This window comes from Rhizobium sp. SSA_523 (genome assembly GCF_030435705.1).
Lineage (GTDB): Bacteria > Pseudomonadota > Alphaproteobacteria > Rhizobiales > Rhizobiaceae > Neorhizobium.
The window spans coordinates 2,978,990-3,000,529 of record NZ_CP129382.1 but is presented as its reverse complement, the minus strand read 5'-3'; the positions used below and the strand labels follow the sequence as shown (position 1 = coordinate 3,000,529).

Here is a 21,540-nt window from a genome sequence, read left to right as displayed (position 1 = left end):
AAACGATTTCGCGTGCTGCGATTGCTGAAGCCATGATCCGTTGCGGGAGAAGATATGACCATGCGTTGCGCGGTCGGGCAGGATGCAGCGGCTCACGCTCCATCCGGTTCGGCTCGGGATGACGGTCAAGTGATTGTATATCAAAAATAATCTGAATTCGGCGCATTAACGCCCCCTTACCACCAAGTGCTTATTCCCTGCTCGCTCGCGACTTCAACACTGTGTGCAATCAATGGGGAGCCTGCGAATGAGCAAGATCCAAAACCCAGCACCCCAATCGATTCTGGGAAGGGAAGATGGCGTTAAACCAACTGGCTCTCGATCGACTTCGTCATAGGCGTGACAACATCGCCCGTGTGCTTCGTTGTGACGGTTTCGATCAGAACGATCCAGCATTCTTCATCTGCTACCGGATTGTGGAGCACGCCCTTAGGAACGACGCAGAACTCACCTTCCCGAAGCACTGTTTCCAGCCCAGCTTCAAACTGGATCTTCAAATGACCTTTAACGACCAGGAACAACTCATCTTCGTCGTCGTGCTTGTGCCAAGCGATTTGGCCTTTAATTTTCGCTACCTTGATGAACTGATCGTTGACCCGGCCGACGACTTTCGGCGACCAGAGCTCCGTAACCGACTCGAGCTCTTGAAGAAATTTAGTTGCGACGATCATAGGGGCGAAGTCTCGATGAAAGGTGAGACGACGGTCTACAAGGACGCGTGGCCTCAGTCTTGTACGTTCGTGCAGACCGCACACTCATCACCTCAAAGGGGGAGGAAGGCTGATGCCGAGCCTGTCCTACTTTGTGGTGCCGTATGAGCTCTTTGGCCGGATCGCGCGATGCTTCTCGCCCTCCTTGACCTCCTGCTCAGGGGTCTTGCTCATGTCGAGGCTCTCGTTGAAACGCCTCGGACCCTCGTTCTTGATCATGGTCTTGTCAGCGTCTTTGATCGTCTGCTCCGTCATGTCGAAGTCTCCTCATGTGATGGGGTCCGAACTACAGACACGGAAGAAAGATGCAACGGGGCGCTATCGTGGAGGAGCCGTCAGATGAAAATCGATTGTCACGCTGCGCTGATAAGCTTTGCAGGTGCTGAGGAAACTCACCTCGTGCACGACGAGGTGTACCGCGGACTTTGAATGTGCCTACCGCGGAATATCCATCATGGCCGCTTCGTTGAGCAAGCCCGCAAGCGCCGTGATCAATTGTGCCGGGGCGAAGGGCTTCTGAAGCAATATGCTTCCCGGCACCCCTTGCGCCCTCCAATGTTCCGCACTGTCGCCGGTCATGTAGATGATCGGAAGAGACGGCTGAAGTTCTCGCGCGAATCGCGCCACACCCCATCCCTCGCCCTCGTTGGGCATCCGGATATCGGTAAGCAGGGCGCAGAAATTCTCAGAGGCAGCTTCCAGTGTGGCCAGCGCCTCGCTAGCATCAATAGTTACCTTCGCCTGAAAGCCAGCTTCCTCAAGGATGTCTTCTATCTCCATACGGAGAATTGGATCATCCTCGGCGACAAGAACGATTTGAACATCAGATCCAGGCAATCATTTGGTCCTGTGGTTGGTGAAGTGCGGCGTCAAGCTGGCAGGGTCTACGCCGTCTTTGTACCTTCGGATCTCCTGAAGGAGTCAAAGCGTACGCTGAATGACCCTATCCACGCATGGGCTTCCAAGATCGGTGAGAGCTGCGACTTTGCTCATCCACCTCCTCTGCCTGCTACGAAACAATATTACTCGATGAGAGTTAACCCGGGGTTGAGCTCCGGCGGCACAGCGCACCCTCTGAGTTCCTCGCACGCGATATTGTGCAGTAGCTTGAAAAGCTCTGACCCTAGTTCGCCGTCCAGATCAAGCAAGATGTCCGGCTGCATGACGGCGATGCTCAGCGCTCGCGTGGCAATTCGGTCACTCAACCTGCAATCAGGCGTGTACCGCTGCGCCCATGAGCACAGCAGGTTTTTGAGGTCTGACGATTGCGGAAGTCGGTTTGAGGTCAACATAGTTGCACCCCTCCTGTATTCGCAGGCGGGAGTACGTAAGAACCCTCAGCCGTCACCGCCTACAAATTCGGTTGGTGACGATTCATTCACTATACACGTAATATATGGCGAGTCTTTGTCTGCCAGCGTACCCTTCGAAAGGCGGCGTCTCGTGCGGAGAGCGTTCGGTGATCGGACACTCCGGCTGTCGGCTGTGACGGGTAAACAATTGTCTGCCTCATCGACCCGCGAACATCCTTCAGTCGAAGCGAATGACAGAGCGGAAGGGGAAGCTGAAGACTGTCCGCCCGTCCCACGATACAACTACGAAGACGCGGTCGTGAATAACGTTGCCGCCTCGCACTTCCTCGCTGACCATCTCTCGCGCTGCCAAAACAGCTTCTTGGAAGGCGATGTCGTCATTAGGAAGGTCGGTCCCCTCTTCATCTTGGTCGAGTGCGCCCTCATCACAAAGGTGGAAAAAATAACGGGGCATAGATCGACCTCATTGAAAGATTGCCGAACCGGGCCTGCGTGGGGAAGTTCCGCGCCCCGTAGCTTTCTGACATCAGTGCAGGTTGAAGTTCACAACCTGAGAGGCGTTCAGACACAGTGCGATTGCTTTTGCCTTGTTCTCAGGAAGGAGAACCAGTGGGACGCCACGGACCAAAACCTCCAAACCCGTCCGGGCATCTGCGACAGACCAGCACTCGCCCTCTTCACGGACGGCAATAAAGCGATTCTGAGCGCCCTCTTTCGTCATTTCGGGTCAGACAAACATCCGAAGCAGAAGTTGCAAAAAGGTTCGAAAAAAGTCGCAGGAGCAGCAACATGAACAGCGGCTACTCACCATTCGAAAATCTGCCCATGTTCGCCAGTGATCATGATATCGCTGTCGCACTCGTAGGGAAGAAGGCAGCGAATGACTGGCTCAGGAATCGCTTTCCAGCCATCGAAAAGGCGCCGGGGTTTCCGAAGGTGGACCCTATGCACGGCGGCAGGCCTGTGCCGCTCGTTAAGCTGTTTTATGATACGTATCTAAAGGTACCGACAAGCGGCAGGGGCATGCCCGATGGCGAGGAGAACGAAGGCGCATGGAAGAGATCCAGGCAGAGGGCTTGAAATGGATCAAGCGCGCCAGTCGTCGTGTCCCGTATTGGGTGGCAGACGAGGCAGACGTAAAGAATGGTTACACACCTAAGACTGTCAATCTCGACAGGCTTCGGGACCAGCCGGATATCCTGGTCGCGCGCTGCAATCTCCTTCAGGCGGAGATGATGCTCTGGCGCGCCGGGTTTCGCCGGGAGGTGATGAAGTTCGACGGTACAATCCGCTCCCTTCTGGATATCTACCAGCGCGATCCGGAAAGCTCGTACCAAAGACTGAAGCCAGGATCGCTAGTACCGTACAATCACTACCTCCAGAAGATCGAAGACCACGTTGGCCCGCGGCGGGTCGACCAAATCGATGGCATCGATGTTCTGCGTTGGCACAAGGTTTGGTCCGACAGCGGAAAGCATCTAGCCGCTGCAGCGACCTGCCGTGCGGTCTTGGAGGCGGCCATCAAGCATGGAATCCTTCGAAGATATCCCGGCTGCATAGAGTTGCGCGAGATCCTTGTGACTGCGCGGGGTCAGCTGCCAAAACCGCGGCCGCGGGAAATGGTGATCACGGCCGAGGAGGTTATTGCCGCACGCTTAGCAGCACACGCTGCTGGCCGGCCGTCGTCGGCACTGGCCTATGCCTTGGCTTATGAAACGACGCTTCGCCTTTGGGACGTGATTGGCCAGTGGTGGCCTCTCGACAGGGGCGGGATATCAGACGTCATCAATCCGGGTGCAGAAACAAAGTGGTTCGGGCTGCGGTGGGAGAATATTGATGATGGCCTGGTGCTCCGCTACCGCCCATCGAAGACAGACGGCACTACTGGCAAATCGATCGTCTATCCATTGATCAAGGCACCGATGGTGCTGGAGGAGATGGAGCACTGGCCCGCGGAGAAGCGAACAGGACCCGTTATAGTCTCAGAAGAGACTGGCCTACCCTATATCAACCGTGTCGTCACAGAGCGGTGGGAGGCCGACCGGAAAGCCGCCGGCATCAGCTCGAAAGCATGGGCGCGAGATCTGCGAGCATCAGGAATCACCGAGGGCCGAGCGGCCGGCGTCGAAACCGATGATGCCGCGAAGGTAGCTGGACACTCCAGCAAACGTACCACGTCGTCTGTCTACGACCGGGCTGCGATCGAGGCAGCAGAGCGTTTCGCCGATGCCCGGATCAAGGGACGAAAGGGCAAGGCGGAAGGGGCTTAAGCACCGCGAGAACGGACCGAAAACACCCGCGGTAACACCCCTGGTAACGTGCGGTAACGGATGACGTTCAAGTGATTGGATAACAAAAACAATCCGGTTCGGCGTAATTAACGCCCCCTTAAATCGCCGCATTTACCCTGCAGGGACGCGAGAACACCGGTGGGAAGGTTCTTTTCGCTGCCCGGACCCGTCCGGACCGGGAAACTGCCTGGACGGACCGGCAGATCGAGCCCCGCGGCCGGGAAGATATGCAACCGCATTGAGGAGTAGCACCGAACCGATGGCATCGGCACGCAGATCACGACACCGGGTGGAACCGTCTTTCGATGATGATCAATCGACGGATGACGAACTGGTTGTCGATGCCGGCGATCGGATCGGCGGACGGACGAAGCGCGGCGAGCGTGTTCGCAAACCGGTGCCGGCAGAAGATCATGCCCGGCGGGACCGCCGGGCGAGACGCGGCCGGCAAAACCGCGGCGGGCTGTTCGGCGCGTTGAAAGGCCTGATCTACTGGTGCATCGTCCTCGGGATCTGGGGCGGGATCGGCATTGGCGGCCTCGTTCTCTATTACGGTGCCCAGATGCCGAGCGCGAGCAGCTGGACTATTCCCAACCGCCCGCCTAATCTGAAAATCACCGCCCTGGACGGCACCCTGATCGCCAATCGGGGGACGACGGGCGGAGAGGCGATCGCGCTGGAGGAGATGTCTCCCTTCATTCCGCAGGCCGTGATGGCCATCGAGGACCGGCGCTTTTATTCGCATTTCGGCGTGGACCCGTTGGGCCTGGCGCGCGCCGTCGTCAACAACGTGCTGGGCGAAAGCATCCAGGGCGGCTCGACGATCACCCAGCAATTGGCGAAGAACCTGTTTCTGTCGCCGGAGCGCACCTTCGAGCGCAAGATCCAGGAAGTGCTGCTATCCTTCTGGCTCGAGCACAAGTTCACCAAGGATCAGATCCTTGCCATGTATCTGAACCGCATGTTCTTCGGGTCCAACGCCTATGGCGTGGAGGCCGCTTCGCAGCGCTACTTCCATAAGTCGGCGCGCGACGTCAATCTGGCGGAGGCTGCGACCCTTGCCGGGCTCTTGAAGGCGCCGACCCGCCTGTCGCCGGCGCGCGATCCGAAGGCGGCGGAGGAGCGGGCGCAGGTCGTACTCGGCGCGATGCGCGAGGAAGGCTATATCACCGATGACGAAGTGAAGACCGCCATGTCGCAGCCGCCCACCAAGGCGCGCAGTTACTGGTCCGGGGCCGAACATTATGCCGCGGATATGGTCATGGATGAGGTGAAGTCGCTGATCGGCGAGGTCAAAACCGACGTCACCGTCCAGACGACGCTGGACCTCCGGCTGGAAAAGGATGCCGAAAAGGCCATCAGCGCAGTTCTGGAAAAGGACGGGGCCAAGCTGAATGCCTCGCAGGCGGCGCTTGTCTCCATTGATTCCACCGGGGCCATCCGGGCCGTTGTCGGCGGACGCGATTATACGCAAAGCCAGTTCAACCGCGCCTTCAAGGCGAAGCGGCAGCCGGGTTCCGCCTTCAAGCCCTTCGTCTATGCCGCAGCGCTCGAGGCCGGCTACCGGCCGGATACGGTCATGATGGACAAGCCGATCAGGATCGGCAATTGGACGCCTGAAAACTACGAGGGGAAATACAGTGGCCCGGTTTCGCTGAGCAAGGCCCTGGCGGACTCGCTGAACACGGTTGCAGCGCAGCTCGTCGTGCAGCTCGGGCCGAAAACGGTGATCAGCATGGCGCATCGCCTGGGCGTCGAATCGGACATGCAGCCGAATGCCTCCATTGCGCTCGGCACGTCCGAGGTCTCGCTCGTCGAGCTGACCGCAGCCTATGCTCCCTTCATGAATGGCGGCCTGAAGGCCACCCCCCATCTCGTGACCCGCATCACCGACACCGACGGCAAGGTTCTTTACGATGCGGACTTCTCCAGCCCTCCCCGCGTCCTGAGCGAGCAGATCGTGGCGACGATGAATTCCATGCTGAACGGCGTCCTCACCTCGGGGACCGGCCGATCGGCACGGCTGGCGAAATGGCAGGCGGCAGGCAAGACCGGAACGACGCAATCCTTCAGGGACGCCATCTTTGTCGGTTATACCAGCACGCTGACCACCGGGGTCTGGTTCGGCAATGATGACGGCACGCCGATGAAGAAGGTGACTGGCGGAAATCTTCCGGCAAAGACATGGAAGGAATTCATGACCGCGGCGCTTGATGGCTACCGCCCGACACCCCTGCTGGGGGTTGGCGTGCAGCCCGCTTTGCCGGCGGAAGACCTGACGACGCCGAGCATTGGCGACATTATTTCCGGCGTGTTTTCAGGCCACGGCGCCGATGACTATCCGGCAGCGCCCGCCGCGCCCTCATCCGACCTGGCGCCGGCGCAGCAGGGCTCGGCTGACCCCTATCCTCCGGCAGCCTTGCCGACAACGCCCTCGACGGCACCCCCGACAGCACCCCCGACAGCACCTCCGGGCGATCTCGCCGGCGACGGCGTCTATCGCGATTACCGCGAATACCGCCCTCAGGAGGACCCTTATGGCGGGCCGATCCCGCCCGCGGGGATCGGCGAAGGGCCGGTTCCTCCCGGCGAGGTCGGAGGGCGTGGCGCGCCGCGCCATACCACGCTTCTCGACATCATCATGGGGCAATGAGGCTTTCCACGATAACCGGCCGCAACCGCTTATTTTTGCTGATGCGAGGGCTTGATCGCGCCTTGCAGTCGAAAAGAGCGGTCCTTATATACGCCGCATGACAGCAGTGCATGCTGCGATGATATCCCAGTCGAGGAACTGTCAAGGGAATGCCTTCATGCGGGGTTCCGACAGTTCGCTTTCAGGAGAGAGAAGAAAATGGCAAAAGTAATTGGCATCGACCTCGGCACAACCAATTCCTGCGTCGCCATCATGGATGGCAAGGATGCGAAGGTCATCGAAAACGCCGAAGGCGCTCGCACGACGCCCTCCATGGTCGCCTTCACCGATGATGGTGAGCGCCTGGTGGGCCAGCCGGCCAAGCGCCAGGCGGTGACCAACCCGACGAATACGCTGTTTGCCGTCAAGCGTCTGATCGGTCGTCGTTACGAGGATCCGACGGTGGAGAAGGACAAGGGCCTCGTTCCCTACGACATTTCCCGCGGTGACAACGGCGATGCCTGGGTCAAGGCGAATGGCAAGGGCTACTCGCCCTCGCAGATCTCCGCCATGATCCTGCAGAAGATGAAGGAAACGGCAGAAGCCTATCTCGGCGAAAAGGTCGAAAAGGCCGTCATCACCGTGCCGGCTTACTTCAACGACGCGCAGCGCCAGGCAACCAAGGATGCCGGCCGCATTGCAGGTCTTGAAGTTCTGCGCATCATCAACGAGCCGACGGCAGCCGCCCTGGCCTACGGGCTGGACAAGAAGGACGGCAAGACGATCGCCGTCTACGACCTTGGTGGCGGTACCTTCGATATTTCGGTTCTGGAAATCGGCGATGGCGTCTTCGAAGTGAAGTCGACCAATGGCGACACCTTCCTGGGCGGTGAAGATTTCGACATGCGTCTCGTCGAATATCTCGCGGCCGAGTTCAAGAAGGACAACGGCATCGACCTGAAGACCGACAAGCTCGCGCTGCAGCGGCTGAAGGAAGCGGCCGAAAAGGCGAAGATCGAGCTGTCCTCGTCGCAGCAGACGGAAATCAACCTGCCCTTCATCACGGCCGATGCCTCGGGTCCGAAGCATCTGACCATGAAGCTGACGCGCGCCAAGTTCGAGAGCCTCGTGGATGACCTGGTGCAGCGCACCGTGGCGCCCTGCAAGGCGGCCTTGAAGGATGCCGGCATCACCGCTGCCGAGATCGACGAAGTCGTTCTGGTCGGTGGCATGAGCCGCATGCCGAAGGTTCAGGAAACCGTCAAGCAGCTGTTCGGCAAGGAGCCGCACAAGGGTGTGAACCCCGATGAAGTGGTTGCCATGGGTGCTGCCATTCAGGGCGGTGTTCTGCAGGGTGACGTCAAGGACGTCCTGCTGCTCGACGTCACGCCCTTGTCGCTCGGCATCGAAACGCTTGGTGGTGTCTTCACCCGTCTGATCGATCGCAATACGACGATCCCGACGAAGAAGAGCCAGGTCTTCTCGACGGCCGAAGACAATCAGCAGGCCGTGACGATCCGCGTCAGCCAGGGCGAGCGTGAAATGGCGGCAGACAACAAGCTGCTCGGCCAGTTCGATCTCGTCGGTCTTCCGCCGGCTCCGCGGGGCATGCCGCAGATCGAAGTCACCTTCGATATCGATGCCAACGGTATTGTTCAGGTCTCTGCCAAGGATAAGGGCACGGGCAAGGAACAGCAGATCCGCATCCAGGCCTCCGGTGGCCTGTCGGACGCCGACATCGAGAAGATGGTGAAGGACGCCGAATCGCATGCTGAAGAAGACAAGAAGCGCCGTGCTGCGGTGGAAGCGAAAAACCAGGCCGAAAGCCTGATCCATTCGACGGAAAAGTCGCTCAAGGAATATGGCGACAAGGTTTCCGAAGAGGATCGCAAGGCCATTGAGGATGCCGTTGCCAACCTGAAGACCGCCGTCGAGGCTTCCGAGCCGGACGCGGACGATATTCAGGCCAAGACGCAGACGCTGATGGAAGTTTCCATGAAGCTCGGTCAGGCCATCTATGAGGCGCAGCAGGCGGAAGCCGGTGCCGAAGGTGGCAAGGCTGAAGACGGCGTTGTCGATGCCGACTATGAAGAAATCAAGGACGACAAGAAGTCGGCCTGATGCTTTCACTGGTCCTCATGTAATCGCGTAGAGTATCCGGCTGCCTCGTGCAGCCGGAACCCTTTCGGGAGCCGTTACCTCCATGGCAAAAGCAGATTTTTACGAAACGCTGGGTGTCGGCAAATCCGCTGACGAGAAGGAGCTGAAAAGCGCCTTCCGCAAGCTCGCGATGAAGTATCATCCGGACAAGAACCCGGGTGATGCGGAAGCCGAAAAGAAGTTCAAGGAGATCAACGAGGCTTACGAGACCTTGAAGGATCCCCAGAAGCGAGCAGCCTACGACCGCTTCGGTCACGCGGCCTTCGAACAGGGCGGCATGGGCGGCGGCGGCTTTGGTGGCGGAGCCGGTGGTTTCGGTGCCGGTGGATTCTCCGATATTTTCGAAGACATATTCGGCGAGATGATGGGCGGCGGCCGTGCGCGGCGCTCCTCGGGTGGCCGCGAGCGCGGTGCCGATCTGCGCTACAATATGGAAATCACTCTCGAAGAGGCCTTCGGCGGCAAGACGGCTCAGATCCGGGTGCCGACAGCCGTCACCTGCGACGTGTGCTCCGGCTCGGGCGCCAAGCCCGGAACGCAGCCGAAAACTTGCGGCACCTGCCAGGGTTCCGGCCGGGTGCGCGCCAGCCAGGGCTTCTTCTCGGTCGAGCGGACATGTCCGACATGCCACGGCCGCGGCCAGATCATTCCGGATCCCTGCACCAAGTGTCACGGCCAGGGCCGGATCACGGAAGAGCGGTCCCTCTCGGTCAACATCCCGTCGGGGATCGAGGATGGCACGCGCATCCGTCTGCAGGGCGAAGGCGAAGCGGGCGCGCGCGGCGGGCCGGCCGGCGACCTCTACATCTTCCTCTCGGTGAAGCCGCACCAGTTCTTCCAGCGCGACGGCGCCGATCTCTATTGCACCGTGCCGATCTCGATGACGACGGCGGCGCTCGGCGGCACGTTCGACGTGGCGACCCTCGACGGTACCAAATCCCGCGTGACGGTGCCGGAAGGCACGCAGCCGGGCAAGCAGTTCCGCCTGAAGGGCAAGGGCATGCCGGTGCTGCGCTCCGCCCAGACAGGCGATCTCTACATCCAGATCCAGATCGAGACCCCGCAGAAGCTGACCAAGCGCCAGCGCGAACTGCTGCAGGAGTTCGAGGAGATCTCGTCGAAAGAAAATAATCCGGAATCCACCGGCTTCTTTGCCCGGATGAAGGAATTCTTCGAAGGCTAAGGCCTCTCCGAACGCCATGACGTCATCAGGTCAGACGCCGGCTCCGCCGGCGTTTGCTTTTCGGGTCGCTTTAACCGGAGAAACCACCAGCCTGCAGATAGGCCGCCTCCTCCGGCGTCGTCTCGCGCAGGAGGATGGCATTGCGGTGCGGAAAGCGACCGAAACGCTGAATGATATCGCGGTGCTCGATCGCGAACCGAATCGTCTTCTCATCCAGCGGCTCACAGAGACGGCAGCAGAGTTCCTGGTCGGCCAGCACTTCCGAATGCATGAAGGGCAGGTAGAAGAAGACCTTCAGCGCGTCCTCGACGCTGCCATCCCATTGTTTTTCCAGAGCCTGACGGGCGTAATTCAGCGCCAGCGGATCCGTCGCATACATATGCGCGGTGCCCCGGAAGCAGTTGCGGGGAAACTGGTCGAGCAGCAGGATCAGCGCAAGCGCACTCTCCGCGCCGTCCAGCCAAGGGACCAGTTCCTGCCGGGCCGCGGCAAAATGCAGATCCCGAAACCGGTCGTGAAAGGATGCGTCGAACTCGGCATCCTTGTCGAACCATTTCTCCGGTCCCGCCCGTTTCCAGAAGGACAGGACTTCGTCTGCGGCGTCATGATGTTGCGTCATCGTTGGGGCTCAATAATGCGGAGGCTTGGTGACGGCCGGCGCTTCGAGCGAGGCCTCTTCCAATGACAGGAACCGTTCCGTCAACCGGTCGAGCTTCAGGCGCGTCTGGTCCAGCACCTTCCACTGCTCGGCAATCTGTTCCGAGAGTTCTTCGATGGTCTTGGCCTGATAAGCCACGGTTTCTTCGAGCGTGATGATGCGGTCGAGATCGGATGTCGATTTTTCGGTCATGGTCTCTCTCCTATCTGAGTGGCCAAGGGCTGAAAAGATCGGATGCACTGCCTATCAGGGGAGATCCTTCTTGCGCCGATAGGGCATCAGCATCACGGCGGAGGCCGTGACGGCACCGGCAAAGGTGAAGCACAGGGGTGTCGCGAGGATGAACATCACCAGCCATGGGTTTCGAGCGCGCGCGATACGCGTTCCCAGATCCGCGAAATCAAACCAGATCATTGCCATGGCAATCATCAGCCCCAGCAGAAAGCCGAAGACCGCGTTCGTGGCCAGGAAACGCAGCATGTGCCAATGGTCGGCGCGGGCCTCCTCCGGCGTCAGTTCCTCATGCCTGCTCATTTCCGCCTCCCGGAACAGGTGAACCGAAGTCAAGACTAACATAATTCCGAGCGGAGAGCTGCAGTGATTCTTTTGACAGAGCATTACAGGATTCTCTTGCCTCCGGCAGCTTGCACAGCTTGCCATCGCTGCGGCGAGCCGCTAGCTGCATGTTCAACACCTGATAAGGCACCATGGCAGACAGGACATATCTCACGAAACTGACGCTGACGGACTTTCGCAATTATGCGCAAGCGACGCTGGCTATCGATGAGCGACATGTGGTGCTGACCGGCGATAACGGCTCAGGCAAGACAAATCTTCTCGAAGCGGTCTCCTTCCTCTCGCCGGGGCGCGGTCTCCGGCGCACCGTTCTCTCGGATGTCACGCGGGTTGGGGCGCCGGGGGGATTTTCCGTTTTCGCACAGGTGGTGGGGCGCGAGGGCGATGTCGCCATCGGCACCGGAATCGATGCCGGCGACGAGGTCTCGGCGCGACGGCTGCGGTTGAACGGCACAGCGGCGCGGTCGGTCGAAGAACTGACCGATCATCTCAACGTTCTCTGGCTCACGCCCGCGATGGACGGATTGTTTACCGGCAGCGCATCCGATCGGCGGCGTTTCCTCGACAGGCTTGTCTTGTCGCTCGACCCGGCGCATGGCCGCCGCGCCGCCGACTATGAAAGAGCCATGCGCAGCCGCAATCGCCTCCTTTCCGAAGGCCGCTTCGATCCCGCCTGGCTGTCGGCGATCGAGGTGCAGATGGCCGAACTCGGAATTGCCATGGCCGCGGCCCGTCGCGAAATGCTAGGGCTTCTTACGGCGCTGATCGCCCGAACCGGCGAATCACCCTTCCCCTCTCCGGCTCTGGCGCTGTCCGGCTTCCTCGACGAGGAGGCTGAACGGCCCTTTGCCGAGCTGGAGGACGCATTTGTGGAGATCCTGCGCGATACGCGCCACCGCGACGCGGCCGCCGGGCGCACATTGACCGGGCCGCACCGGGTCGACCTCCTGGTCCGTCACCGCGACAAGGATATCGAGGCGGAACGATGCTCGACCGGCGAGCAGAAGGCCCTGCTGGTCGGCCTCGTCCTGGCGCATGCGCGTCTGACGGCCGATATGACCGGTTATGCGCCCGTGCTGCTGCTGGACGAGATTGCTGCCCATCTCGACGAAGGCAGACGAGCGGCGCTCTTTGATCTCGTCGACGGGCTGGGCGGCCAGGCCTTCATGACCGGCACGGATCGTGCCATGTTCGACGCGCTGGGACCCCGCGCGCAATTCTTCACCGTCAGCCAGGGCAAAATCCTGCCCTGACCTTTCGAGCAACCAGGACGAACCTGCATGGAACCGTTGAAACCCGACGAGATCGAACGCTACAAGCGCCATATCCTCCTTCCGGAAGTGGGGGGCGCCGGGCAACAGCGGCTGAAGGCGGCAAGGGTGCTGGTCATCGGCGCAGGCGGACTGGGAGCGCCCGTCCTGCAATATCTTGCTGCGGCAGGGGTCGGCACACTGGGCATTGTGGATGATGACCGGGTTTCGCTTTCCAATCTGCAGCGGCAGGTCATCCATGACAGCGGCACCTTGAACGACCTGAAGACAGAGAGTGCGGCAAAGGCCATTGCGAGGCTCAACCCGCATGTTCGCGTCATCCGCTTCGAGGAAAGGTTCGACGAGACCTTTGCCGCCTCGCAGCTGAGCGGCTTCGATCTGCTGGTCGACGGGTCGGACAATTTCGACACGCGCTATGCGGCGGCGGACGCGGCCGAGGCGGCGCGCATTCCGCTGGTGACAGGCGCGGTGGGCCGATTCGATGGAACGGTAACGGTCCTGGCCCCTTTTGAAACCGACGATGAGGGAGGCTTGAACCCGACCTATCGCGACCTGTTCCCCGTCAAGCCTCCGCAGGGACTCCTGCCCAATTGTGCGGAGACCGGCGTCATCGGCGCGCTCACAGGCGTCATCGGCACGATGATGGCCATGGAGGCTCTCAAGGTGATCACCGGCATCGGGACGCCGCTGATCGGTCGCCTGCTGAGTTATGATTCGCTTGGCGCGCAATTCGAGACGATTCGCTATCGCCGCCGCCGCAAGGCCTGACGCATGGTGACCATCGCTCCCGTCTCCGACCAGTTCGACCGCTTTGAGGACCTCCTGGCGCTCATCCTGTCTGCATTCGCCTTCATGGATGACAGGATCGATCCACCATCATCCGCTCACCGGTTGACGCCAATGCTCCTGAAGGACAAGGCAGGCGCCGAGATTGGCTTTCTGGCCGAGGAGAATGGAACATTACTGGGCTGCATCTTCTGCAAACCGGAAACCGGAAGCCTCTATATCGGCAAGCTTGCCGTTCTGCCGGGCGCGCAGGGCCGCGGGCTTGGTCTGCGCCTGCTCGCCGCTGCCGAAGCGGAGGCGCGAAGGCTTGGCCTTTCCCGCCTGCGCCTGGAAACCCGGATCGAGCTCATCGAGAACCATGAGAGATTTGCCCGATGGGGTTTTTCCCGCACGGCAGAGCGGTCGCATGCCGGTTATGACCGGATCACCTATATCGAGATGACCAAGCAGCTCGAAGCGTAGACCTGGTGATCCAAAGGGGCCGTTGCCGACTTTGCGGATCGCGGCACTGTCGGCTACCGCTGGAAGATGACTTTGGTCCGCGCGACGGGGAACAGAAACTTCGTCACCCAGGCCGTGTTGATCAAACGTCCATCGTCCTTCAGCACCATCCTGTCGTGAAAGCGGACTATGTTCGGTTTGGCTGCGGTGCCAAGGTTGACGAGATAATTGAACCGCGCCACCCGCCCCGAGATCGCCACATGGGTGGTTCCGATCACATCTTCCCGCGTGCCGGAATAGCGGCCGGGTGCCGTCTTGGTGAACCGCCAGGTCTTGGTGTCCCGCTCGCCGTCTGCGAAGACGAAATCTTCTCGCAGAACGAGGGTCCTCCCGTCGAAACGGCCGGTCAAATCGACGGTGAAGGTGCGCTTCACGCCGTTGATGGCGCCGAAGGCGCCGGTTGCCCTTGTCTTTCCCGAAAAATAGCTCTCCAGCACCAGATCCGCGGCCTGCGCGGTCTGCATCACCATCGCCATCGTCAGCCCCATCGTCAGCCGTAAAAGACCCGTCCACATGCCAGCCTCCCTCATACCGGCTGCCGCCCGGCAAGAACGAGGGCGGAAACGGGTATCGGTCATGCGGGGGACTACGCGGTCTGCTGCCGACTGGATCGGACCAGCCTGCCGAGATCGCGGCCGCCATGGCTTCAGGGGCCTTCAAGACCGCGTGAAGACCGCATGAGCATGCAAGGCGGCGTGGCGACCCGGGCTCCAGGCGGGAGCATCAAGGCAGAGCGCGCAAAAGGCGGTGAAAGGAGGGACAGGACCAGGGTCCAAACAAGATCAGAGCCGGCTCGGCAGAACCCGATTGGGCGGACGATGGCCGTCGAAGAAGGTACGGATGTTGATGATCACCTTGTCTCCCATATCGATCCGCCCTTCCGTGGTCGCCGATCCCATATGCGGCAGGAGAACCGCCTTCCCTTCCTTGGCAAGCTTCAGAAGCTTCGGATTGACGAGCGGTTCATTGGTGAACACATCCAGGCCGGCGCCCGCAATCTTATCCTCTTTGAGAAGCTGGATGAGGGCGCTCTCGTCGATGATATCGCCGCGCGCCGTGTTGACGATGATGCTGCTCGGCTGCATCAGAGCCAGCCTGCGCGCCGAGAGGAGGTGGAAGGTGGCCGGGGTGGAGGGGCAATTGACCGAGACGATATCGACCCGCGCCAGCATCTGGTCGAGACTGTCCCAATAGGTGGCCTCGAGCTCTTCCTCCGTCGCCGGGCTGACGCGCTTGCGGTTATGGTAATGAATGGCAAGACCGAAGGCCTTGGCGCGGCGCGCAACCGCCGTCCCGATTCGTCCCATGCCGACAATGCCGATCCGCTTGCCGCCGATCCGGCGGCCGAGCATCCAGGTCGGCGACCAGCCGGCCCAGTCCGAGGCATGTTCCGTCAGAACCCGCGAGCCCTCGATCAGTCGCCGCATGACCGCGAAAATCAGCACCATGGTCATGTCAGCCGTATCTTCCGTCAGGACATTGGGCGTATTGGTCACCGTGATGCCCTGGCGGGCGGCCGCATCAACGTCGATATGGTCGACGCCATTCGAGAAGCTGGCAATCAGCTTGAGCTGCGGGCCCGCCGAGGCCAGCAGGGCGGCATCGATCCGGTCCGTCACGGTGGGCACGAGAACATCCGCATGCCGCAGGGCTTCCATCAGCTGGGCTTCACTGCGCGGTACGTCGTCGATATTCAGCTCTGCGTCGAACAATTCGCGCATGCGCGTCTCGACCGCATCCGGCAGCTTTCGGGTGATGTAGACCTTGGGCTTTTTCCTGGCGGTCATGGGCGTCCTTCAAAGCTCGTTCAGAACTCGTTAACCAAGATCGGCGACATTCGGCGGATCAGGCGTTTTCTACCAGACCCGTCGACGAAGACAAACAAAACCTCGCGGCTGCCTGTTCCGCTACCGTGCCACATAAGGCGCGGCTGGCTTACGTTCGAAAAATCGATGAGACCTCCTATGCGTCGCACTCTGCGTGTTTCCTCTGTTGCGTTGCTGCTTGCGCTGACCGCCACCGTCTTCGGCGCGATCGGCGACGTCTATCCCGTTCATGCCCAAGGCACGTCGAAAGGCGCCAGCGGCCTGCCCCTGCCGCGCTTCGTCAGCCTGAAGTCGCGCAGGGTCAATATCCGCATCGGCCCCAGCACCGATTATGCGGTGGCATGGATGTATCTCAAGGAAGGTCTGCCAATGGAGATCATCCAGGAATACGACAATTGGCGACGCGTGCGGGATGCGGACGGGACCGAAGGCTGGGTGAACCAGGCTCTTCTGTCCGGCGAGCGCACTGCGGTTGCCGCACCATGGATGAAGGGCAAGGGCAAGGATATCTTCGTCAACATGCGGCGCGAGCCGCAAACCAGCGCGGCAATTGCCGCGCGGCTGGAGCCCGGCGTGATCGTGCGGATCAAGGAATGCAACGGCACCTGGTGTCGTGCGGAAGCCGGTTCCGCGGAAGGCTGGGTAAGCCAGAGCGAGATCTGGGGCGCCTATCCGGGCGAAGCGTTCAAATAAGACCCGCTGCTGCGGCGGCCTCCTTGAGGGAGGTCATCGGCCTTGGCCCGATCTGCTGGATGACGATGCCTGCCGCCAGGCAACCCAGCTTGCCGCAGATGTCGAGCGGCTTTCCGGTCGTGTACCCATAGAGGAAGCCGGCGGCGAAGAGGTCTCCGGCGCCGGTGGTATCCACCAGCCTGTCGATGTCGATGGCATCCACCTTGATGCGCTCGCTGCCCCGGACGATGATGGCGCCCTCCTCGCTCAAGGTGACGGCGGCAAGCTTGCAGTCGGCGGCGATCGTGTCGAGCGCCAGGTCGAAATCCTCGGTCTCGTAAAGCGACAGCGCTTCCTGCTTGTTGGCGAAGACGATATCCACCGTGCCGGACCGCATCAGTTCGAGAAACTCTCCCCGATAGCGATCAACACAGAAGGAATCCGAAAGCGTCATCGACACTTCGCGCCCATTGGCATGGGCAAGGCGCGCGCATTCCAGAATGGCTTCCTTGGCGCGCGGCGGATCCCAGAGATAGCCTTCGAAATAGGTGACCTTCGCTTCGGCAACCACATCCGGCTCGACATGTTCGGGACCCAGATCCACGCAGGCGCCGAGATAGGTATTCATGGAGCGCTCCCCGTCCGGGGTGATGAAGATCATGGAGCGGGCCGTGGGCGGAGCTGTCCCTTCCGGCTTCGTGGTGTAATGCACGCCGAGCGCGCGAATATCATGTCCGAAGATCTTGCCGAGCTCGTCCTCCGCCACTTTGCCGAAATAGGCCGCGGAGGCACCGAAACTCGCCACTCCGGCCGCCGTATTGCCGGCGCTGCCTCCGGAGGCCTCGTGGGCGGGACCCATCAGCGCATAGAGGCGTTCCGCCCGCTCCGCGTCGATCAGGTTCATGGCGCCCTTGATGATGCCGTTCTCGGTCAGGAAACTGTCATCGCACCGCGACAGAATATCAACGATCGCATTGCCGATCGTCAGGACGTCGAACTTGCTCATCAGGCTTCCAATCTCCTATGTCCTACAAGGTTGGCGCTGCCAACCGCAATAGCGCCGTCGCCGCTACCGGGGTCGCAAGGCCGAATGCTCATCGCTGCCATGCGAAATGGGAGCAAATCAGGGTGTCAGCTTCGACGAAAGGGGAGGATAACGCGCTTGCCCGTTCGAGCTCCTTTATCGTCCGTCCTCCATTAGCGTCTCGAGGTCGGCAAGCGCAAGGCCTCGCGCAGCCAGTAATCGCCTGGAGAAGGCGTCACGCGGGGCGCGGCACGGCCGAGCAACGGCCGCGATGTGATTTCGTCATCCTGCCGTCATCCAGCCTTGCTAGAAAACGCCTGTCGGATCGCCCACCGACCACGGATGAACTGGCGGAGGGCGGTTCCGGTGCCTTTTTGCGAGCGCGGATCCGCTTCCTTTGCGGCGTCCGCGTCAGGCACATTCCCTTTGCCCGTATGGATGCAGAGTCAGTCGGCGCTCATGCTGTTTGTGCGGCTCGCGCTTATAGAGTAAGTCGAAGGTATTCTCCTGCTGAAAGCCTTCGCGTTTGTCTGCCGTCTTCGTCAATGTCCTGCCCGTCTTTCTCCTGATCCTGATTGGTTGGGTTGCCGCCCGCGTCGGTCTTCTGCGAGAGCAGACGGGGGATGCGCTGGCTGAATTCGTCTTCAAGGTGGCCCTGCCCGCCCTCATCTTCCGCACCCTTGCAGAGGCGCATTTTGAGGGCGCATCGCCCTTCCGCCTCTGGATCGCCTATTTCGGCGGCGTTGCTGTCACCTGGATAGCCGGGCATCTGGTGGCGCGGTTCATGTTCGGCAGGGACGCCAAGATCGGCGTCATTGCCGGCATGTCCTCCGCCTTCGCCAATAATGTCTTCATCGGCCTTCCGCTTGTCGGTCGATCTGTCGGAAACGACGGCATTGTCGCGCTGTCGATCCTGCTGGCCATCCATCTGCCGCTGATGATGGTGGCCGGAACCATTCTGATGGAACATGCAAGCGCGAAGGTGGACGGCACGGCGCAGCGCAGCCTCGCCGCAGTGTTGCGCCAGGTCGCCATCAATCTGGTCCGCAACCCGCTGGTGATCGCGCTTGCCGCCGGTCTCGGTTACAATCTTGCGGGGCTGGGCGCCCTGCCCCCCGTGCTCAAAAGCGTCGTCGACCAGATCGCCAGCGTCACGGCGGGCGCGGCCCTGATTTCGCTTGGCATGACCCTGCGCAAATATCCCGTGAAGGGGAACCTCTCCCTGGCGGTGGTGATGGCGGTGCTGAAACTTCTCCTGCTGCCGGCCTGCGTCTTCGTCCTGTCGCGGCTTCTCGGCCTCTCGCCCGCCTGGACCTCAGCCATGGTGCTGACCTCCTCCGTCCCCACCGGCATCAATGCCTGGATCATCGCGACCCGGTTTCAGTCCGGCGGCAGCCTCGCCGCATCGGTCATCAGCATCACCACAGTGCTTGGCATTGTCTCGGTCAGCTTCTGGGCCTGGCTGCTGGCCTGAGAGGCAACGAAAGAAAGCCCGGCCGAAACGACCGGGCTTTGCCTCACGTGATGTTCAAGAGCGCCATGCCGTCCCCGAGGGAAGGCAGAACGGATCAGTTCGTCGCAGGCGGCGCCGGCTCCGTCGTCGGCTCCGGCAGGGGCGCCGGGGTTTGCGCGAGCGAACGGAGATAGGCAATGACATTCGCCCGTTCGTCGTCCTTCTTCAGACCCGCAAAGCCCATGGCCGTGCCCGGAATGTAAGCCTTGGGCGCTGCCAGGAAGTGGTTCAGATGCTCGTAATCCCAAACAACCGTACCATCCTTGGAAAATTCCTTCATCGCAGCCGAGTAGCTGAAACCTTCATGATGCGCGATCGGCCGATTGACGATTTCCCAAAGGCCGGGACCGACCTTGTTGGGACTGCTCGGATCGGCCGAATGACAGCTTGCGCATTTCTTGAAGGAATTTGCACCTGCGGCCGGATCGGCAGTGGCCATAAGCTGTGCGATCGGAACGGCCGCCGCAGCAGCTGCCTCCGCGCCACCTTCGGCCGGAGCCTCTTCTGCTACAATTTCGAAACCCGGCTTCTCCGGCGCTTCGGAATGGAACAGGCCTTCCGACGCGATAGAGACAGACATCATCACGAAAACAGTACTGAGCAAGGCCCCCACAGCCATGTTCGTATAGGCGTTCATTCGCTAAAAGCTCCTTCCCACCCGTTGGAATCACGGGTGTCCCACCTTGAAATCCCTTGAAAGCTATGTCTTTTGCGAGATCGGTGCAACCTGAATCAGTGTGCTCCCCCTGAGACCTTTTGCCATCCTGGGGGAATTGAAAGGACGTCTATGCGCAATCCGGAATTCGACAGGACACTCGTTCTGATTCCTGCCCGCATGGCGTCGACGCGCCTGCCCGGCAAGCCGCTGGCGGATATTTGCGGCGCGCCCATGATCGTCCAGGTGGCAAGGCGGGCACGCGAGGCGGATGCCGGCCGCGTCATTGTCGCCGTGGATGATGAGGCGGTGTTCAGAACGGTCGAGGCGTCGGGCTTCGACGTCGTCATGACGCGGCAGGATCATCAATCCGGCTCCGACCGCATCCACGAGGCGCTGCAGGCCGCCGATCCGGAGCGGCGCTTCGACAAGATCATCAATGTCCAGGGCGACCTGCCGACCATCGAGCCGGAGACGGTTCTGGCTTCGCTGCGCCCCCTGGAGGATGCCTCGGTGGATATTGCGACGCTTGCCGTCCAGATCCGCGAGGAGGAGGAAAGGCATAATCCGAACGTGGTGAAGGTGGTGGGATCGCCCCTCAGCGAGACGCGCCAGCGCGCGCTCTATTTCACCCGGGCGACGGCCCCTTACGGAGATGGCCCGCTCTACCATCACATCGGCCTTTACACCTATCGGCGCAGCGCCCTGGAGCGCTTCGTGGCGCTTGGCCCCTCGCCGCTCGAACAGCGCGAAAGGCTCGAACAATTGCGTGCTCTCGAAGCGGGGATGCGCATCGATGTGGAGATCGTTGACTCGGTGCCGCTGGGCGTCGATACTCCCGCAGACCTCGACAAGGCGCGTGCGATCATCGCCGGCCGCTCCCTCTAATGGATCCTGACATGGTTACGAAGACCAATCGCATCGCCTTCCAAGGCGATTTTGGCGCCAATTCCGACATGGCCTGCCGGGACATGTTTCCCGGCATGGAGCCGCTGCCCTGCCCGACCTTCGAGGATGCTTTCACGGCGCTGGAAAACGGTGACGCGGACCTGGCGATGATCCCGATCGAAAACACGCTTGCGGGCCGGGTTGCCGATATCCATCACCTGCTGCCGGAATCGCGCCTGCATATCATCGGCGAGTATTTCATGCCCATCCGGTTCCAGCTGATGGTCCTGCCGGGTGTTCGCCACGAGGAAATCCGGACGGTTCACAGCCATATCCACGCGCTTGGCCAATGCCGCAAGATCATCCGCCAGAACGGCTGGAAGGCGGTGGTGGCCGGGGATACGGCCGGCGCCGCCAAGCTGGTCGCCGCGCAGGAGGACCGTTCCATGGCGGCGCTGGCGCCGCGCCTGGCGGCCGGGCTCTACGGTCTCGATATCCTGCAGGAAAATGTCGAGGATTCCGAAAGCAATGTCACGCGGTTCGTCGTCCTGTCCCGCGACAAGGCGCTGATGAAACGCGAGAGTGACAGCGACCTGATCGTCACCACCTTCGTCTTCAACGTCCGCAACATTCCCGCCGCCCTGTACAAGGCGCTCGGCGGCTTTGCCACCAATGGCATCAACATGACCAAGCTCGAAAGCTATCAGATCGGCGGCAAGTTCATCGCCACTCAGTTCTATGCCGATATCGAGGGTCATCCCGATGACGCCCCGGTTCACCGGGCGCTGGAAGAACTGGAGTTCTTTTCGGAAAAGGTCCGCATTCTCGGCACCTATCTCGGACATCCCATGCGCCGGTCGCTGCAGGGCGGTTGAGCTTTC

23 protein-coding genes are annotated in these 21,540 nt (G+C 60.9%); 12 read left to right on the top strand and 11 right to left on the bottom strand.

Annotated elements, in window-relative coordinates; translation table 11 throughout:
* Nucleotides 1–302: 302 nt before the first annotated feature.
* From QTJ18_RS22505 to QTJ18_RS22490, 4 genes are all read right to left on the bottom strand, one after another.
* The gene (locus QTJ18_RS22505; RefSeq protein WP_252753599.1) at nucleotides 303–671 is read right to left on the bottom strand and encodes a cupin domain-containing protein; all 369 of its coding nucleotides are present in this window, start codon (nucleotides 669–671) and stop codon (nucleotides 303–305) included.
* Nucleotides 672–797: 126 nt separating this feature from the next.
* Nucleotides 798–965, bottom strand: coding sequence for a hypothetical protein (locus QTJ18_RS22500; protein WP_252753600.1), 168 nt, complete (start codon nucleotides 963–965; stop codon nucleotides 798–800).
* A 180-nt stretch (nucleotides 966–1,145) separates the two neighbouring features.
* The gene (locus QTJ18_RS22495; protein WP_252753601.1) at nucleotides 1,146–1,547 is read right to left on the bottom strand and encodes a response regulator; all 402 of its coding nucleotides are present in this window, start codon (nucleotides 1,545–1,547) and stop codon (nucleotides 1,146–1,148) included.
* 693 nt (nucleotides 1,548–2,240) lie between these two features.
* Complete coding sequence (locus tag QTJ18_RS22490) at nucleotides 2,241–2,477, bottom strand: DUF6894 family protein (RefSeq protein ID WP_252753602.1); 237 nt, start codon at nucleotides 2,475–2,477, stop codon at nucleotides 2,241–2,243.
* A 335-nt stretch (nucleotides 2,478–2,812) separates the two neighbouring features.
* Between QTJ18_RS22490 and QTJ18_RS22485 the strand changes: the two genes are divergently transcribed.
* The 5 genes from QTJ18_RS22485 (at nucleotide 2,813) to dnaJ (ending at nucleotide 10,289) form a co-directional block, all read left to right on the top strand.
* Nucleotides 2,813–3,103, top strand: a complete 291-nt coding sequence (locus QTJ18_RS22485; protein WP_252753603.1) for a hypothetical protein — start codon at nucleotides 2,813–2,815, stop codon at nucleotides 3,101–3,103.
* On the top strand, nucleotides 3,076–4,293 hold the full coding sequence (locus QTJ18_RS22480; protein ID WP_252753604.1) for a site-specific integrase: 1,218 nt from the start codon (nucleotides 3,076–3,078) through the stop codon (nucleotides 4,291–4,293). Before QTJ18_RS22485 ends, QTJ18_RS22480 begins: the two co-directional genes overlap by 28 nt.
* A gap of 280 nt (nucleotides 4,294–4,573) precedes the next feature.
* Nucleotides 4,574–6,967, top strand: a complete 2,394-nt coding sequence (locus QTJ18_RS22475) for a transglycosylase domain-containing protein (protein WP_252753605.1) — start codon at nucleotides 4,574–4,576, stop codon at nucleotides 6,965–6,967.
* A gap of 198 nt (nucleotides 6,968–7,165) precedes the next feature.
* Nucleotides 7,166–9,067: a molecular chaperone DnaK gene (dnaK, locus tag QTJ18_RS22470; protein ID WP_252753606.1), complete on the top strand. Its 1,902-nt coding sequence runs from the start codon at nucleotides 7,166–7,168 to the stop codon at nucleotides 9,065–9,067.
* Between the two features lie 82 nt (nucleotides 9,068–9,149).
* The gene (gene dnaJ, locus QTJ18_RS22465) at nucleotides 9,150–10,289 is read left to right on the top strand and encodes a molecular chaperone DnaJ (protein WP_252753607.1); all 1,140 of its coding nucleotides are present in this window, start codon (nucleotides 9,150–9,152) and stop codon (nucleotides 10,287–10,289) included.
* A 70-nt stretch (nucleotides 10,290–10,359) separates the two neighbouring features.
* On the opposite strand, the gene QTJ18_RS22460 is transcribed toward dnaJ, so the two are convergent.
* Genes QTJ18_RS22460 through QTJ18_RS22450 form a run of 3 tightly spaced genes read right to left on the bottom strand, consistent with a single transcriptional unit; the run spans nucleotide 10,360 to nucleotide 11,481 of the window.
* Complete coding sequence (locus tag QTJ18_RS22460; RefSeq protein ID WP_252753608.1) at nucleotides 10,360–10,908, bottom strand: DUF924 family protein; 549 nt, start codon at nucleotides 10,906–10,908, stop codon at nucleotides 10,360–10,362.
* A 9-nt stretch (nucleotides 10,909–10,917) separates the two neighbouring features.
* Entirely contained in the window at nucleotides 10,918–11,139 is a 222-nt protein-coding gene (locus QTJ18_RS22455; RefSeq protein ID WP_252753609.1) for a SlyX family protein, read from the bottom strand.
* A gap of 54 nt (nucleotides 11,140–11,193) precedes the next feature.
* Nucleotides 11,194–11,481, bottom strand: a complete 288-nt coding sequence (locus QTJ18_RS22450) for a hypothetical protein (RefSeq protein WP_252753610.1) — start codon at nucleotides 11,479–11,481, stop codon at nucleotides 11,194–11,196.
* A gap of 173 nt (nucleotides 11,482–11,654) precedes the next feature.
* Between QTJ18_RS22450 and recF the strand changes: the two genes are divergently transcribed.
* From recF to QTJ18_RS22435, 3 genes are read left to right on the top strand one after another with little or no spacing between them, the layout of a single operon-like run.
* Nucleotides 11,655–12,776, top strand: a complete 1,122-nt coding sequence (recF, locus tag QTJ18_RS22445) for a DNA replication/repair protein RecF (protein ID WP_252753611.1) — start codon at nucleotides 11,655–11,657, stop codon at nucleotides 12,774–12,776.
* A gap of 27 nt (nucleotides 12,777–12,803) precedes the next feature.
* Nucleotides 12,804–13,562 (top strand): molybdopterin-synthase adenylyltransferase MoeB, encoded by a 759-nt coding sequence (locus tag QTJ18_RS22440; RefSeq protein ID WP_252753612.1) that lies wholly within the window; start codon nucleotides 12,804–12,806, stop codon nucleotides 13,560–13,562.
* Between the two features lie 3 nt (nucleotides 13,563–13,565).
* Entirely contained in the window at nucleotides 13,566–14,042 is a 477-nt protein-coding gene (locus tag QTJ18_RS22435; protein ID WP_252753613.1) for a GNAT family N-acetyltransferase, read from the top strand.
* Nucleotides 14,043–14,095: 53 nt separating this feature from the next.
* Here the strand turns inward: QTJ18_RS22435 and QTJ18_RS22430 are convergent, their stop codons facing one another.
* Both QTJ18_RS22430 and QTJ18_RS22425 read right to left on the bottom strand, forming a co-directional pair.
* Nucleotides 14,096–14,596, bottom strand: coding sequence for a DUF3833 family protein (locus QTJ18_RS22430; RefSeq protein ID WP_252753614.1), 501 nt, complete (start codon nucleotides 14,594–14,596; stop codon nucleotides 14,096–14,098).
* Nucleotides 14,597–14,863: 267 nt separating this feature from the next.
* Entirely contained in the window at nucleotides 14,864–15,868 is a 1,005-nt protein-coding gene (locus tag QTJ18_RS22425) for a 2-hydroxyacid dehydrogenase (protein ID WP_252753615.1), read from the bottom strand.
* A gap of 177 nt (nucleotides 15,869–16,045) precedes the next feature.
* On the opposite strand from QTJ18_RS22425, the gene QTJ18_RS22420 reads away from it, so the two are divergent.
* On the top strand, nucleotides 16,046–16,600 hold the full coding sequence (locus QTJ18_RS22420) for an SH3 domain-containing protein (RefSeq protein ID WP_252753616.1): 555 nt from the start codon (nucleotides 16,046–16,048) through the stop codon (nucleotides 16,598–16,600).
* On the opposite strand, the gene QTJ18_RS22415 is transcribed toward QTJ18_RS22420, so the two are convergent.
* Nucleotides 16,593–17,585 (bottom strand): adenosine kinase, encoded by a 993-nt coding sequence (locus tag QTJ18_RS22415; RefSeq protein ID WP_252753617.1) that lies wholly within the window; start codon nucleotides 17,583–17,585, stop codon nucleotides 16,593–16,595. The two genes, QTJ18_RS22420 and QTJ18_RS22415, sit on opposite strands and share 8 nt — an antisense overlap.
* A 544-nt stretch (nucleotides 17,586–18,129) precedes the next feature.
* On the opposite strand from QTJ18_RS22415, the gene QTJ18_RS22410 reads away from it, so the two are divergent.
* The gene (locus QTJ18_RS22410) at nucleotides 18,130–19,077 is read left to right on the top strand and encodes an AEC family transporter (RefSeq protein WP_252753618.1); all 948 of its coding nucleotides are present in this window, start codon (nucleotides 18,130–18,132) and stop codon (nucleotides 19,075–19,077) included.
* A 94-nt stretch (nucleotides 19,078–19,171) separates the two neighbouring features.
* Here the strand turns inward: QTJ18_RS22410 and QTJ18_RS22405 are convergent, their stop codons facing one another.
* A complete protein-coding gene (locus QTJ18_RS22405; RefSeq protein WP_252753619.1) occupies nucleotides 19,172–19,753 on the bottom strand; it encodes a c-type cytochrome in 582 nt (193 codons plus the stop codon).
* 150 nt (nucleotides 19,754–19,903) lie between these two features.
* Between QTJ18_RS22405 and QTJ18_RS22400 the strand changes: the two genes are divergently transcribed.
* Nucleotides 19,904–20,659: a 3-deoxy-manno-octulosonate cytidylyltransferase gene (locus tag QTJ18_RS22400; RefSeq protein WP_252753620.1), complete on the top strand. Its 756-nt coding sequence runs from the start codon at nucleotides 19,904–19,906 to the stop codon at nucleotides 20,657–20,659.
* Nucleotides 20,660–20,670: 11 nt separating this feature from the next.
* Complete coding sequence (locus tag QTJ18_RS22395) at nucleotides 20,671–21,534, top strand: prephenate dehydratase (protein ID WP_252753621.1); 864 nt, start codon at nucleotides 20,671–20,673, stop codon at nucleotides 21,532–21,534.
* Nucleotides 21,535–21,540: the final 6 nt, after the last annotated feature.